The organism is Campylobacter concisus (assembly GCF_002913745.1).
In the GTDB taxonomy this organism is placed as follows: Bacteria; Campylobacterota; Campylobacteria; order Campylobacterales; family Campylobacteraceae; genus Campylobacter_A; species Campylobacter_A concisus_R.
This window is the reverse complement of the sequence record NZ_PPCG01000017.1, coordinates 1-14,423: the sequence shown is the minus strand read 5'-3', so window position 1 is coordinate 14,423 and position 14,423 is coordinate 1. Positions and strand designations below refer to the sequence as shown.

At 39.5% G+C, this 14,423-nt stretch carries 14 protein-coding genes; 4 read left to right on the top strand and 10 right to left on the bottom strand.

Going from position 1 to position 14,423, the window contains the following annotated elements; translation table 11 throughout:
* Nucleotides 1–202 precede the first annotated feature (202 nt).
* From CYO90_RS01355 to CYO90_RS01315, 9 genes are all read right to left on the bottom strand, one after another.
* The gene (locus tag CYO90_RS01355) at nt 203–766 is read right to left on the bottom strand and encodes a MotE family protein (RefSeq protein ID WP_103578165.1); all 564 of its coding nucleotides are present in this window, start codon (nt 764–766) and stop codon (nt 203–205) included.
* On the bottom strand, nt 766–1,188 hold the full coding sequence (locus tag CYO90_RS01350) for a flagellar export protein FliJ (RefSeq protein ID WP_009295374.1): 423 nt from the start codon (nt 1,186–1,188) through the stop codon (nt 766–768). The genes CYO90_RS01355 and CYO90_RS01350 overlap by 1 nt, the downstream gene beginning before the upstream one ends.
* The gene (locus CYO90_RS01345) at nt 1,185–2,435 is read right to left on the bottom strand and encodes an adenylosuccinate synthase (RefSeq protein ID WP_012140419.1); all 1,251 of its coding nucleotides are present in this window, start codon (nt 2,433–2,435) and stop codon (nt 1,185–1,187) included. Before CYO90_RS01345 ends, CYO90_RS01350 begins: the two co-directional genes overlap by 4 nt.
* Before the next feature lie 2 nt (nt 2,436–2,437).
* Complete coding sequence (locus tag CYO90_RS01340) at nt 2,438–3,298, bottom strand: ATP phosphoribosyltransferase regulatory subunit (RefSeq protein ID WP_103578164.1); 861 nt, start codon at nt 3,296–3,298, stop codon at nt 2,438–2,440.
* Entirely contained in the window at nt 3,291–7,340 is a 4,050-nt protein-coding gene (locus CYO90_RS01335; protein ID WP_258030616.1) for a diguanylate cyclase domain-containing protein, read from the bottom strand. Before CYO90_RS01335 ends, CYO90_RS01340 begins: the two co-directional genes overlap by 8 nt.
* A gap of 120 nt (nt 7,341–7,460) precedes the next feature.
* Entirely contained in the window at nt 7,461–8,090 is a 630-nt protein-coding gene (locus tag CYO90_RS01330; RefSeq protein WP_103578162.1) for an NAD(P)H-dependent oxidoreductase, read from the bottom strand.
* Nucleotides 8,091–8,197: 107 nt separating this feature from the next.
* Nucleotides 8,198–9,220, bottom strand: a complete 1,023-nt coding sequence (selD, locus tag CYO90_RS01325; RefSeq protein WP_181000199.1) for a selenide, water dikinase SelD — start codon at nt 9,218–9,220, stop codon at nt 8,198–8,200.
* Nucleotides 9,217–9,819 carry a sulfurtransferase-like selenium metabolism protein YedF gene (gene yedF / locus CYO90_RS01320; protein WP_012140414.1) on the bottom strand — a complete coding sequence of 201 codons (603 nt, stop codon included), beginning with the start codon at nt 9,817–9,819 and terminating at the stop codon, nt 9,217–9,219. The genes selD and yedF overlap by 4 nt, the downstream gene beginning before the upstream one ends.
* Nucleotides 9,820–9,965: 146 nt before the next feature.
* Nucleotides 9,966–10,913, bottom strand: coding sequence for a formate dehydrogenase subunit gamma (locus CYO90_RS01315; protein WP_103578161.1), 948 nt, complete (start codon nt 10,911–10,913; stop codon nt 9,966–9,968).
* A gap of 233 nt (nt 10,914–11,146) precedes the next feature.
* On the opposite strand from CYO90_RS01315, the gene CYO90_RS01310 reads away from it, so the two are divergent.
* Nucleotides 11,147–11,743: a DJ-1/PfpI family protein gene (locus CYO90_RS01310; protein ID WP_103578160.1), complete on the top strand. Its 597-nt coding sequence runs from the start codon at nt 11,147–11,149 to the stop codon at nt 11,741–11,743.
* A 279-nt stretch (nt 11,744–12,022) separates the two neighbouring features.
* On the opposite strand, the gene nspC is transcribed toward CYO90_RS01310, so the two are convergent.
* Nucleotides 12,023–13,162, bottom strand: coding sequence for a carboxynorspermidine decarboxylase (nspC, locus tag CYO90_RS01305; RefSeq protein ID WP_103578159.1), 1,140 nt, complete (start codon nt 13,160–13,162; stop codon nt 12,023–12,025).
* An 84-nt stretch (nt 13,163–13,246) separates the two neighbouring features.
* On the opposite strand from nspC, the gene CYO90_RS01300 reads away from it, so the two are divergent.
* The 3 genes from CYO90_RS01300 to CYO90_RS01290 are packed head-to-tail and all read left to right on the top strand — an operon-like array spanning nt 13,247 to nt 14,382.
* Nucleotides 13,247–13,468, top strand: a complete 222-nt coding sequence (locus CYO90_RS01300) for a MoaD/ThiS family protein (RefSeq protein ID WP_002941462.1) — start codon at nt 13,247–13,249, stop codon at nt 13,466–13,468.
* A 1-nt stretch (nt 13,469) separates the two neighbouring features.
* On the top strand, nt 13,470–13,904 hold the full coding sequence (locus tag CYO90_RS01295; protein ID WP_009295363.1) for a molybdopterin synthase catalytic subunit: 435 nt from the start codon (nt 13,470–13,472) through the stop codon (nt 13,902–13,904).
* 10 nt (nt 13,905–13,914) lie between these two features.
* Nucleotides 13,915–14,382: a molybdate transport repressor gene (locus tag CYO90_RS01290; RefSeq protein ID WP_103578158.1), complete on the top strand. Its 468-nt coding sequence runs from the start codon at nt 13,915–13,917 to the stop codon at nt 14,380–14,382.
* Nucleotides 14,383–14,423: the final 41 nt, after the last annotated feature.

Below are 14,423 nucleotides of genomic sequence, written 5' to 3'. Positions count from 1 at the left end.
ATCGCCACTAAATTTATAGCTCTCATTTTTGCCATTTATCACTACATCAGCACTTAGACTAACACCACTAAGCTCTTTAAACCAAAACTCATCTTTTTGCAAGCTAAAGCCAACAAGAGCAGGGGCAAAAATGGGAGATGTGCGAGTGAGTAGTTAAATTTATCAGTTAAATTTAGTTTTTTAGATTGGCAGTAAATTAAATTTACTGCATATTTATGCTTCCAGCTGGAGCTGGCATATCGCCTTTTTCATCTACAAATGGAGGTCCTTTTTGAAGTAGTGCAGTCACTTGAGAGGCAACCTTTGGATCCATCTTGGCCATGATGGTTGATATCTTTTTTGCATCAAGGGCGTAAAGTATGGTAGCTGCGTTTGATCTAGGCATTTGCGAGAGCACTTCGGCTGCTGCGACATCTTTCATTTTAGCGTAGGATTCATTGACTTTATCAGTCGTCATCGTGCGAAGCTCTTTTAAAATTTTCTCATTTTTAGCGACAACTTCGTCGATCTCTTTGCGTTTTTGCTCGATCACTTTCATCGTCGCATTCAGGTCAGCCTCTTTTTTGGCGAGCTTTTTGTTGTTCTCTTCATAAGCTGCAGCCGAGCTTGCTCGAAAGACCTCTAGGGCTTGGCGCTGCTCGTCGATGACCTCAAGCTCTTTTGAAATTTCCTCTTTTCTAGCTTCAAAGATCTGAGTGCAATCAACTGGCGCTTCAAAGCAAAATGCAAAATTTATGACCATAAAAAAGAGTAAAACAGCTCTCATTACGCCTCGCTTTTGGCTGCAAATTTCATAACCGCAAACTCATCAAGAGCAAGCGCTTCAGCCTTTTGTATGCGTTTTATCTCTTTTTTAAATTCTTCTTTTTCTAGATATTTCATCTTTTCATACTCTAAATTTGCATTTTTATATTTGTGCTCGTAGTGCAAGACCTCTTTTTTTGCTATCTCTAAGCTCTCTTTGCAGGCGCTTAGCTCGGCTCTTGCTATATTTATGAGCTCTAAATTTTCTCTTAGCTCGCCTATGTTGCCACTTTTTGGCAGGTTAAACTCGTTGAGCTTGGCCCTTAAGAGTGCTATTTTTTCTTCAGCATTTCTTACATTTAGCCTAGCAACGACGAGCTTAGCCTCTACCTTATCCATCTCCTGCTTTTTGACGCGGACGACGGAGGTAAATTTACTTTTCATCTAATGATCGTATCGCTTCTTTCAGGGCTTGTTGAGATATAGCCAACCTTCACGCCAGTTAGCTCCTCGATACGCTCGATATATGCTCTTGCGTTTGCTGGCAAGTCTTCATATCTGCTGATGCCTTTTACGCTGTCCCAGCCTGCAAGCTCTTCATAGATAGGAGTTGCATTTTCAAGATCTGTTGGCACGTAGTCTATCGTCTCGCCGTTATATTGATATGCTTTGCAAATTTTTACCACTTCAAAGCCATCAAGCACGTCAAGCTTCATAAGCGCATAAGTATCGACGCCATCAAGCCTTGAAGCGTATTTTACGCTTACTGCGTCAAACCAGCCACAACGTCTGCGGCGGCCTGTTGTTGTGCCAAATTCTTTACCGATCTCGCACATCTTATCGCCGTTCGTGCCTTTGTCTTCAGTTGGGAAAGGTCCGTGTCCTACGCGAGTCGTATATGCTTTGATGACACCTATTACCTTGCCTATCTCTTTTGGATTTAGTCCAAGGCCTGTGCAAGCGCCAGCGCTTATGGTATTTGAGCTAGTTACATAAGGATATGTGCCGTGATCGATGTCAAGAAGTGTGCCCTGAGCGCCTTCAAGTAGGACTTTTTTATCTTCATCTAGCGCTTTCCAAACTAAATTTGTAGTGTTTGCGATAAATGGAGCAAGCACCTCTTTATATCTTTTTAGCTCTTCAAGTAGCTCATTTTCTTCAGGTATCTTTACGCCAAGAGCGTCAAATACGGGTTTATTTGTTTCAAAATCATGCATCAAAGCATCGCACAAGCGCTCTGGCTCAAGTAGCTCTCCAACTCTGTGGCCGCTTCTACTTATCTTGTCTGCGTATGTTGGTCCGATGCCTTTGCCAGTCGTTCCGATCGCTTTTTCGCCTTTTAAGCGCTCTTTTGCTTGATCGACTTGGCTGTGGTAGCTTAAATTTAAGTGCGCTTTGTCGCTTATATAAAGTCTGCCTTCTAAGTTGTCAAACTGCGCCATCTCAGTGATGAGCACCTCTGGAGAGACAACGACGCCGTTGCCGATGATATTTATGATATTTTTGTGCAAAATTCCGCTTGGGACAAGGTGAAGCGCGTATCTTACGCCATCAACCCAGATCGTATGACCAGCGTTGTGGCCACCTTGAGAGCGACAAATCATGTCATAGTTTAGTCCTAGCATATCAACTATCTTGCCTTTGCCCTCATCACCCCATTGAACACCAACTACTAAATCAGCCTTTCTCATTCTTACTTCCTTAAATTAATTTTTTCTTCTATCAATGCATCAGTATATACAGCGAACCCGCTGCTTGAAATATCGTCTATTTCATAGTTTCCGCCACTTGCTAAGATGGCGTTGTCTTTTAAAAATCTAAAAAATAAACTATCATAATATCTCATTTTTGAGTAATATAGCGGAACTATTCTTAAATTTTTATATTCTAGTGATTTGGCTACGCTTTGTAAATTTCTTAGCGCCTCTTTTAGCTTATCAGGGACTAAATTTACTATCTCATCAAGCTCGTTAGCGTCCTTTAAAAGGGCTAGTTTGCTAAGCCACGGCACGTTTTGGGCCAAGATCTTTTCTAGCCATGAGTTTTCAAAAATTTCTATCTCTAAGTTTAAAATTTCGCAAATTATCCTTGGGATTTGCATGTTGCTAAGCTGCAAACAAGCGCCGATCTCAAGCTCACTAAAGAGCTTTGCTACTATGTTTATACTCTTTAAAATGTCGTTTTCGCCGATAAGCTCAGCGCCTATTTGATAAATTTCTTGGCTTGGGTAACGAAAGACTGGCTGGATGTAAAACCACCTCTTTGGCTCGTTTGCTTTAAGCCTTCTAAGCACGATCCTAACGGTATCAACCGTGCTATCAGCCCTTAGGCTTATCTCGTGGTTTAGACTATCGCTAAAGCGCAGAAGATTTGTCGCATTTACGCTTAGATGTTGATGATACGAAAAAAACGGCGTTACGATCTCGCTAAAACCTTCATCTTCTAAAATTTCACTCGCTTTTTGCTCGATTTTTCTCTTTAGTTTTGCACTTTTTGCAAAGTAAAGTTTGCTTCCGTTTGGGATCTCGTGCTCATAAACATTTACATCACTCAACTCTTATCTCCTTACTAAAACCTAAATTTATATCGCACTCTTTGATGATGGACATGGCTAGATTATAGAGTTCGCCACTGTCACTACTGCTTGCTAGTTTGCTTAAATTTATAGAAATTTCTTGATTAAATTTACCTATATTTTTTATCTCATCTTCTATTTTTTGCTTTAGGCTTTGTGCTAGTTTGTCGTCTTGATTTAAATTTGCTATCACTTCATTTGCAAGCTCTTTTAGCACGACTAAGCCTTTAAAAAGTTCGAAATTCTCGCTATTTTTATAGTCTTTTATGTGTAGATATGGTCTTTCAAATTTAAATAAAGCAGCATCTTTTGCCAAAAGCGCTAATGAGAAAATGTTGCCTTGAAATTTATCAAATCCAAGACCAAGTAAAAACTCAAGCGTTCTTTTGTCATCGATATTTTTTATAGTCGCATTTAGTCCAAATTTATCAGCCACAAACCTTATCATATTTATGCTCTCAAGCGCCTCTTTTGAGTTAAAGATATGTTTGCAAAATTTATTATCTATATTAAAGCGGTTTGTCTTTAGCATGCCAAGAGCTTCGATCGAGCTTGAGTATGAGGCAAAGTCATCAAGCGAGAAGTGTATGCCAAGCTCTTTATACTTTCTAACATAAATTTCTAAAACTTCTAAATTTGTAGCTGTCGCAGCGTCGATAACGTCGATGATAAGTCCAGTTGGATCAAGGCTTTTATCCTCATCAAATATCGCTTTAAATTTATGCCAAAATTCCTCCGTAAAGAGCTTTTTAACGCTTAAATTTACGCGAACCTTTGCGCTTATGCCATTTTCTAGCCACATTTTTCTTGCTAAAAGCGCCTCTTTTATCGTAAATAAAGCGATATTACTCGATGCGCTACTTGTCTTTATAAGTGGTAAAAAGTCGCTTGGATAGATGATCTCGCCATCTTTTCTCCATCTAATAAGCGCTTCAAAACTTAAAGTCTCGCCCGTGCTAAAGCTGATCTCTGGTTGAAATTCTAAAAACATCTCACCAGCGTCAAGCGCTTTTAAAATTTTTGAGCCATCTTCGTATTGGCTCTTAAAATAGACATCTTTTTTCGCATCAAATGTATAGCTTCTGTTTTTGCCACTTATCTTGGCTTGATACATCGCCCAGTCGGCTCTTTGTAGCACATCATCAGCTCCAAGCTCACTATCAGCTAAGGCTATGCCTATGCTAGTGCTTGCTTTTAGTTTTAGCTCGTCTATCTTTACTTCATCTGAAGCTAGCCTTAGCATATTTTGCGCTATCTCATAGACTTCGCCTAAATTTTCGTAGTTTATGACGCCTACAAACTCATCTCCGCCTATCCTTGCAAAGATATTTTTGCCATTAAACATAGCGCCTATCTTTTCAGAGATAGCTACTAAAAATTTATCGCCTATTTGGTGGCCGAAGTTGTCGTTTATGCTCTTAAAATCATCCATATCAAGGTAGATGACGGCTATTTTTTGTTCATTTTTTTGTATGAGAGAATTTAGCTTGTTGTAGAGTAAAAATCTATTTGGTAGCTTTGTAAGCGGATCGTGATATGCGATAAATTCTAGATATTTCTCATTTTGCGCTTCGTTATTTGCAAGCATTGCTAGCATGATGTAGCCAGTTTTTTTCTCATTCGCATCGATAAGCGGTAAAATTTCTATGACTTCAAGCTTGCTCTTATTTTTATTATTTTCGCTCCAAACCTTGCCACTCCACGAGCCACCTTGGTTTATAGTCTCTATGATCTGGTGTTTTATATCGCTTAAGCCTTGCTTTATAAAGGTGATATCTTTTAGATATACGCTATCTTTTGCGCCCGCACTTTCAAAAAATGCGTCATTTGCGTCAATGATCCTCATCTCCTCATCAAGCAAGACGACCTCTTCTTTGCTAAATGAGAAAATTTTTGCAAGCAGGTCTTGGCAGATAAAGAAGCTATCTTCTAGGCTAAGGTCTCTTAACGTGCCTTTTATCAAGCTTACTTCGCCAAATTCGTCGTATTCAAGCGCTTTTGCCCTTAGTCTAAAGTGTAAAATTTCTTTATCTATGCTGTAAAGCTTGATATCTTTGATGTATGTTTGAGCATCTCTTAAGCTCTCAAAAAAGCTATAAAAACTATCAAACTCATCAACAAAGACCGACTTTGCTTGCTCGAAATTTAGAGTGCTTTGCGTGCCAAGAATTTTACTTAGCTCGTCTGAGATGTTGAGCATATCGCTTCTTTTATCCCAAGTAAAGACATTTGCCTCACTCGCCCAAAGCAGTGCTTTGCTCTCTTTGCTTTGCTTTTCAAATCTCTCTTGGAGCTTTAGCATATCGCTAAGATCAGTAAATGAGTAGATGACTTTTTGCTCGTCTGCATCGATAAATTTAGCCCTTATCCTAAATGGAATTTTCTTTCCGTAAGTGTTTGTCATATTTGCTATGAAATTTAGCTCTTCATTTTTGCTAGTTTGTAAAAAGGCTTTTTTATTTGCCAGCATGGCAGCTTTAAAGCTATCAAAGTCCTCGCTTGCGATGATGTCTTCTAAATTTATGAGACCTTGGCTTTGGACGTTAAAAATTTTCTCGACATTGTTTGTGCTTTGGATGATCAAAAATGGCTCTTGTGCCGAAGCGATGGCGATGACATTTGGCGATAAAAAGACGTAGCTTTTGATGATATCGTCATTTCTTTGTGTTATCTTTTCTTGAGTGATATCTTTTATGAGTATGAAATTTAGCCTTGTATTTTCTAGCTCAAAGCTACTTTGGGTTGCTAAAACGTCGATTATCTCGCCATTTTTACGCCTTAGCTTAGTCTCATAATATAGATTATTATTGATAGCGTTTTCTCTATCTTCTGCTAAATTTTTAGACTCATCTTCAAGTAGCTCTTTGATATTTAGATCTGCTACGTCATCTTTTTTGTAGCCTAGATTTTCTAAAAGAGCGTTGCTAATGTCCGTGATAACGCCAGTATAAGCGTCAAAGACCACGATCTTTAAAAAGCTCTTTTCAAAGACATAGCCAAATCTACTCTCGTAGCTTTGTGCCGTCTCGTAAGCTTTATCTCTATCTTCGTAGAGTTTTTTGATGCTGTTGTTTAGCGAGGTAAATTCTTTTATGTCAAATTTTTCATCAGTTGGCTTACTTTTATCTACCGCAAAAAGAGCGATTCTAATAAATGGAGAGAGAATTTTATCTTTTATATATGAGTTATCACGTAGCCAAAGTATACTAAATGCGACAAAACACAATAACGAAAGCACGACTAGAACTAGCTGAATAAAGATCTGTGCCTGCCTGCTAGAGCCTGTTATGACAAATAGCTTTTGCTCCTCTAGGTAGCTGATCTTGTAAAAATTCATATCCTTTAGTATAAAAATGATCTTGTCAGCTTTAAACTCGCCACCTTGCGAGATGTATTTGTTAAAGTCCTCTTTTATAAATTTTCTATAAAACTCATCTCCTGAGAGGTTGCCATCTTTATCGACCAAAAAGACGTATGCGGCAAAATTTTTGTTATAGCCTGTATCGACCTTCTTTTTTAAAAGATTTGGATTTAGCTGAATGAGAATTTTATTGCCATTTTTTAGTCCGTAAGCTATGTAGATATCTTTAAAGCGTCTATTTTTATAAAATCTATCAGAGAGCCTAAACTCGCCCTCTTTGATGTCCGAAAACCATGAGATATCGTAGTTGTGTAGCTCAAAAGCGCCTTCAAATTTACGCTGATAAAGTAAGGAGTTGTCTTTTGCTATCACGTAAAAAGCGGCGTAAAATTTACTTGTATTGCTATCGTCGTTAAATGGCTCTATGCCATTTTTAATAAGTCTTGCCTTTGTAGAGATGTTATCTTTTACATCTACAAATGTATTGACGATATTGTTTCTAGTAATAAAATTTAGTGTTGAAATTTCATATTTTATATCGTTTATGCCAGCAAATATGACAAAAAGTGCAAGAAAGATGAAGGCAAAAAGAAGTAGTACTATCTTTACATAGAACCTCTTAAAAATCTGCAAAACTGGGTTAGCGCTATTTTTTTGCATTAAATTTAAGCCTCGCTTTTTAAAACTAGCCATGATTTTAACGCAAATTTACTTTTTTTAGCTTATAAAATGACTTTTTGTTTAAATTTAAAGAGATCACAGGGCTTTTTGCCCCGTGAGTTAGTAGATCCAAGTAACTACTTCAGCTCTTTGTCTGCGTAGTTTTTCTGGTTGTGGATTTAGACGGTAGCCAAATGGCACTATGATAGCCACTCTTTTTTCGCTCTCATTAAGCCCTAAAATTTCATTTAAAGCGTGTCTGTCAAAGCCTTCTATCGGACAGCTGTCAATCCCAAGGCTAGCGGCTGCGTTCATCATATTTGTCGCAGCTATCATGCACTGCTCGTGTGACCACTGAAAGGTTAGCTCATCGTCATTTTTGAAATTTGATAACAAAAAGTCGTGATAAAATTTCTGCCTTGCAGCGATAGCTTCAATATTTTTGTCGGCTCTTCTAGCGATCATTTTATCGATATAGCTACTGCCAACTTTTACCTCTTTGATCTTTGCTAAAATGACAACCAAATGCGAGCAAGAGGTGATTTGCACTTGGTTCCACGAAACGGCTTTTATCTTCTCTCTAAGCTCTTTGTTTTGCACGACCAAAAAGTCCCACTGCTCAAGCCCAGTCGAGCTTGGGCTTAGTCTGCCAGCCTCTAGGATAAAGTCAAATTCGCCAGCGCCTATCTTTTTGCTCTCGTCAAAAATTTTGCAAGCGTGACGAAATTTTAAAATTTCAAGATAGTTCATCATATCTCCTTTGTTAAATTTCTTGACATTATAAAGCGACTAGGTAAATTAAAAGAAATTTAGCCAGACTTTAGCTGGCCTTAAAATAGGCTAAATTTAGCCTAGAGTTAGTTTAAAAATATATCAAACTCGCCTTTTTGTATCGCCTCTGCGATGATGGCTGAGCGCTCATAGCCAGCCTCTTTTAGGCGCTTTAGAGCTAAATTTGCATCGTTCTCGCTAACAGCTAGCAAAAGTCCGCCAGAAGTTTGCGCGTCATATAGCAAGATATCAGCCTCTTTGCTCACAAAATGCTTTGCAAATTCGCGGTTTTTGTAGCTTCCCTCTGGGATGATGCCCATATCGGCAAACTCTTTCGCACTTGCGATCACTGGCACATCTTTTTCAAAGACATTAAAGCTGATCTTGTCGTTTAACATCTCGCTTAAATGCCCTAAAAATCCAAATCCAGTCACATCGGTAGCGGCATAAACTTTGATGCCACTTAGTGCTTTTAGAGCGTAGAAATTTAGCTGAGCCATGATGCCTGCGGCCTCATTTATCTGCTCCATGCTTAGTAGATCAGCCTTGATCGCTGTGCTTAAGATACCGCTGCCAAGAGGCTTTGTAAGGATCAAAACGTTACCAACTTCTGCTGTGTTGTTTGCCCAGAAATTTTGCGGGCTCACCTTACCAGTCGCACTTAGCCCATAATACATCTGCTGCGTCTCTATCGTGTGTCCGCCAACAATGACGCCGCCACACTCTCTTACTTTATCGGCTCCACCTTGCAAAATTTCGCCTAAAATTTCAGGTGCAAGGTTGCAGCTGTCAAAGCCCACGATATTTAGGGCGTTTATCACCTCGCCACCCATAGCAAAGACGTCGCTTAGGCTATTTGCAGCAGCGATCTGACCATAGATAAATGGGTCATTGACTACTGGCGTGATAAAGTCAAGCGTCTGAACGAGCGCAAGATCGTCTGAGAGCTTAAAAACGCTCGCATCTTCGTTTGAGCCGATGCTTGAGAGCAGGTTTGGATGAGATAAATTTAAACTACTAATCGTTTTGTGAAGACCCGACGGGTCAAGCTTAGCAGCTCAACCAGCGGCTTTAACGAACTGCGTAAGCTTTTTGTCGTGATAGATCATAGTTTGATTTGCTCGTGAGTTGAGAGTATGTCGATGATCTCATAAGCGTTTGAAATTTCGCCAACTGCAAGATCGCTTACTAGTTTATAAGCCTCCAAGCAGCTTCCGCAGCTTAAAATTTGAACGCCAGCAGCTTCAAGATCTTTAAGCGGCTTAAAGCTTGGATGTGAGCGGTTTGTCGTCATCTTAACGGCGTTATTTACGCAGATGATTATCTTTGGTTTTTTCTCTACTTGAAGAAGTGCGCCTAGGAATTTTGATAGCAAATTTATGCCAACTTCACCGCTACCTGCGCGCTCTTCGTTTAGATAGAGCACTTTTTCATTTTTTGGTGTTATGTCGCAGACAAATTCGTCAAAATTTGTAAGCTCAAGTGCGCTTTTGCCCTTGATGGCTAAAATTTTAGTCTCATTGCCGTTGCTTTCTAGGCTAAATTCTATATTTTGATTTTTCAAAAATCTTGAGATATTTTCTTTTGGAGCTAGGGCATTTACGATGATCTCTAGGCTCTCTCCCTCATTTAAACCCTCAAGTGCGTTTTTAGTCATGATGACTGGTTTTGGGCACTCTAAATTTCTACAATCAATTGTTCTTGTCATTGTTTTTCCTTTGTGATTAGTATTTCAAACCTTGAAACTGATTTTGGATTATAGCTAAAAAATATTAATTTTTTAAAAGGATTTGTGCTTTGAAATTTGCTATAAAAGAGAGTTTGACCCTGCGTAAGTCGCAAGGTCAAGGTTGATTATTTTAAATTTGTATATGATTTCTCGTAGTCAGATACTGGGATCTTGTTTTTCTTAACAAGCTCTTGATACCAGTAGTGGTGAAGCACATAGACCTCTTCTTCTTCTTTGTATCCAGTGATCATTGACCAGATAGCGCCATGTATAGCGATCGCAGCCATATAGATATGAACTAGGAAAAATACCGCACAGACGATGCCAAGGCAGTTGTGGATAACTACGCTATATCTTAAAAGCTCGATCTGTGATATGCCAAGCCAAGTAGCGACTGCTGGCTCTTTGAAGTCTTGAAAATACATAATCGCACCAGTGATGATCATCACGATACCACCAGGGATAGCGATCCAGTACCATGCTTTTTGTCCTGCGTTAAATTTACCAGCTGGGACTGGTCTTTTCTTCTTTGATAGATAACCACCAACTATAAACATCCATCTGATGTCATACACTGCTGGGAGCATTCTTTTTGTCCAGCTAAAGAGCATCGGTAGCACAGATATAGCAAAGATCACAGTTGCTATCTCGTGCAAGTATCTACAGAAACGCACAAATGTGCCGCCACCTAGCTCTGCACCCCACATGATGATGATACCAGTTGGCACCAAGATGATCCAAGAGATCGCAGCTAAACCGTGAGCTATACGTATAAATACTGAAAAAGCAAGCACTTTTTTGCCCTCGTGACTAAAGTGTTTTGGTCCGATGATCAAGAAGTGTAGCACGAATGCGCCGATAACAGCTAAAATGATAGAAAGTGCAGCTATCGCGAAGTAGTCGTTGCCTTGTATAAAAGTAAATATCGGGCCCCAGCCATGCTCATAAGGCTTGATATTTTCTATCCTCTGTGCTGCCCAAATGGTGCTGTCATATTGATTGACGCCAGTTGGTCCCTCAATGGCCATTGCCGCAACAGACAATGTAAAAAGTAGAGTAAGAATTCTCGTCATTTTATTCCTTTATTTGCTAAAGCTTAAATGATTTAAGCTTTGGTTAAATATGCTAAAATCACACAGCTATGCCGTTTTGCGGCTATTATATCAGAGCTAATCACAAGCAAACCTTAGCAAAAAAGATTACTAAAAATTTTATAAAAAACATTTAAGTTTTGTTAATTTTTATCGTTTTTGATCTGAAAATTTAGCTAAAATAAAGCCAAATTTTAGTTCAAAAGGACCGCACTATGCATCTTTTTTGCCTTATATTTGATGAGTACGAGACGCTTGATCTCATGGGTCCGGTGGAGTTTTTAGCAAGGGTGCCTGAAATGAAGATAAGCTACGTCTCGTTTGATGGCGAGATGAAAAGAAGCAAGCAAGGCTTTCTTATAAAGACCAAAAAACTTAGTAAGATGCCAAAAGAGAGCGTTTTGCTACTCCCTGGAGGTCAGGGCACGAGGGCACTTGTAGATGATAGTGAATTCATTTCTAAGCTTAAAGAGTGCGTTTTGGCATCTAAATTTTGCCTAAGCGTATGCACTGGCTCGGCGCTCATCGCTCGCACAGGAGAGCTTGACGGACTAAAGGCTACCTCAAATAAAAGATCGCTTGAGTGGGTAAAAAGTTGCGGCGAAGCTGTAAAGTGGCAAGAGCGCGCCAGATGGGTGAGGGCAGGTAAATTTTACACAGCTTCAGGCGTGGCTGCTGGCATGGATATGGCGCTTAGCTTTATCAGTGATCATTTTGGCAAGGAGTTAGCCCAAAATATCGCAAACGAGACCGAATACAAGTGGCAAAAAAGCTCAAAGATAGATAAATTTGCCAAAATTTATGGGTATTAAATTTAAGGTGGCTTGTGACCTTTTGATAAAGTCAGAAATTTGCTAAATTTAAAAAGGATAGCAAGCTAAGATAGCTTTACAAAAGTATTGAGCTAAATTTTATAGATAATAAATTTAAATCATTTTGGAGTTTGCAGTCTGGCTTTAAATTTTGAAAACAAAAATACATTCAAGATAAATTTTTAAATTTATGCAGCTCAAAGCCATTTTGGCAAAATTTGCAGTGCAGATAAATTTGACCTAAATTTAAAAAGCCAAATTTACCTTCAAAAACTCAGCCTAGTTTCTGCGTCTATACTCTTCATATCCAAATTCACGGATCATCTTTATCTCGCCATTTTCTTTTAAAAGTAGCAGATCAGGCAGTTTTATGCCGTTAAATGTCGTGTTTTTAACGATGGTGTAGTGAATTTGATCTTCAAATATGACGCGGTCGCCAATTTTTAGCTCGCTATCAAATTTATACTCCGCATCGCCCGCTTCAAGCCCCACTATATCGCCAGCTAGGCAGGTATTGCCGCCAAATCTATAAGCAAATTTGCCATTTTCACTCTCGCCTCTAACGGCTGGGCGGTAAGGCATGAGCACAGTATCAGGCATGTGCGCCTCAGCTGAGGTGTCAAGGATGGCGATATCTTTCTCGTTGTGCACGATGTCAAGCACGCTGCTTATCAAAAAGCCAGTCTGCCAGCCCACAGCCTCGCCAGGCTCAAGATAGACCTCTACGCCGTATTTTTCGCGGAAGCGCCTAATTATCTTTATAAGCAGCTCCACGTCGTAATCAGCCCTTGTGATGTGGTGGCCGCCGCCCATATTTATCCACTTCATCTTTGGGATAAACTCGCCAAATTTCTCCTCAAACGCCTCCAGTACGACCTGCAAGCTGCTCGCACTCTCCTCGCAAAGCGCGTGAAAATGAAGCCCCGTGATGCCATCAAGAAGCTCTGGCTTAAAATTTGCCCTCGTGATGCCAAGCCTGCTAAATTTACCGCATGGGTTGTAGCTATCAGTTGGGGCGAGCGAAACCTCTGGATTGACCCTTAGGCCGCAGATGATGCCGTTTTGTAGGGCAATGCCTTTAAATTTTTGCCACTGAACAAAAGAGTTAAATGTGATGTGCTTTGAAATTTTTAAAATTTCATCAAAGTCCTCATCTTTAAAGGCTGGGCTATACGTGTGGATCTCGCCTTTTACGTATTCGCTTGCAAATTTAGCCTCGTGAAGCCCACTGCAAGTAGCTCCATCAAGATATGAGCCCACCATATCCATCACTCCGCTAAATGCAAAACCTTTGAGCGCTACTAAAATTTTAGCTCCACTTTGCTCTTTTACATACTTTAAAAGCTCTAAATTTTTACGTACTTTTGCCTCTTCGCAGACGTAGGCTGGGGTTTTTATGCTTTTTAAAATTTCGTTCATTTTCTTTCTCTTTTTTAAATTTTAAAATAAGTATATCTAAATTTATTTTTAAGTAAAATCAGCAAAAATTTCAAAGGATAAAATGTGGTAGAGATCGAATTTCTTGGGCCTATCGGACTTGAGAGTATAAAAGTAGAGGCAAAAAATTTAGGCGAGGTAAAAGCTGCTTTAAGCGAGAAAGAAGAGCTTAAAAAGTGGCTAAATATCTGCGCTGTGGCTGTAAATGACGAGATCGTAAGCGATATAAATTTCGCTCTTAAATCAGGCGATAAAATTTCTATCTTACCGCCAGTTTGTGGAGGTTAAGATGCAAATTTATAATGGTAGCTTGGACGTTCAAAGCATCACAAATGAGTGGTATGATAAATTTAAAGATAAAAACTGCGGCGCGCTCATCACTTTTGTGGGCATAGTAAGAGAAGAGGGTGGTATTTCGGCACTTAGCTTTGATATCTATGAGCCGATCCTTAAAAAATGGCTAGATGCTTGGCAGGAGCGAGCCAAAAAAGAAAATGCCTACGTGCTCTTTGCTCACTCAAAAGGCGATGTGCCAGTGCATACGAGCTCTTATGTAGCTGGAGTTGTTAGCCCTCAAAGAAAGGTCGCGCTAAGGCTTATAAACGAGTTTGTCGAGGACTTTAAGGCAAATGCGCCGATCTGGAAATATGACGTGATAAATGGCGAGAGAATTTACGCCAAAGAGCGCAGCCAAGCGATAAATGGGGCCGGACTTTTGGCATAAGAGGGCAAAAATGATAACCAAAGAGAGTAAAAAAGATGTTTTTTGGGCGCTAGCCTTTGGGTTTGGGCTCTTTGTCTTTAGTGTCGCTAGCTACTTTTATCTTGATCTTGGCACGCCAAGCCTTTTTGGGCTCTTTGTGGGCGCGCTTTCAGCATTTTTTTGCGTTAGAAAAATCTTGCAAAACAACTTTTTTGAGATAGATGATGATGGATTTGTCATAAAAAAAGGCTCAAAAAATATCAAATTTTTCTTCAAAGATATCGACGAGATCGCCATTAAAAGCTTTGGCGATAAGAAAAAGGTTGATGCGTTAAGTGTTAAATTTAGAAAAAATCGCCTCGATAGAGATGCGTGTTTTGGCTTAGTGCAAGCGCTTGGCGATGATATGATCGTTATTTTTGACAGATATGAGCTTTCGCAATTCACACTTTCAAAAGAGCTTCGAGATAGGCTGGCTAAATTTAAAGATAGGGCTTAGTTAGGTAAAAAATTAATTATTTTTTACCCTTTTCCTAATTA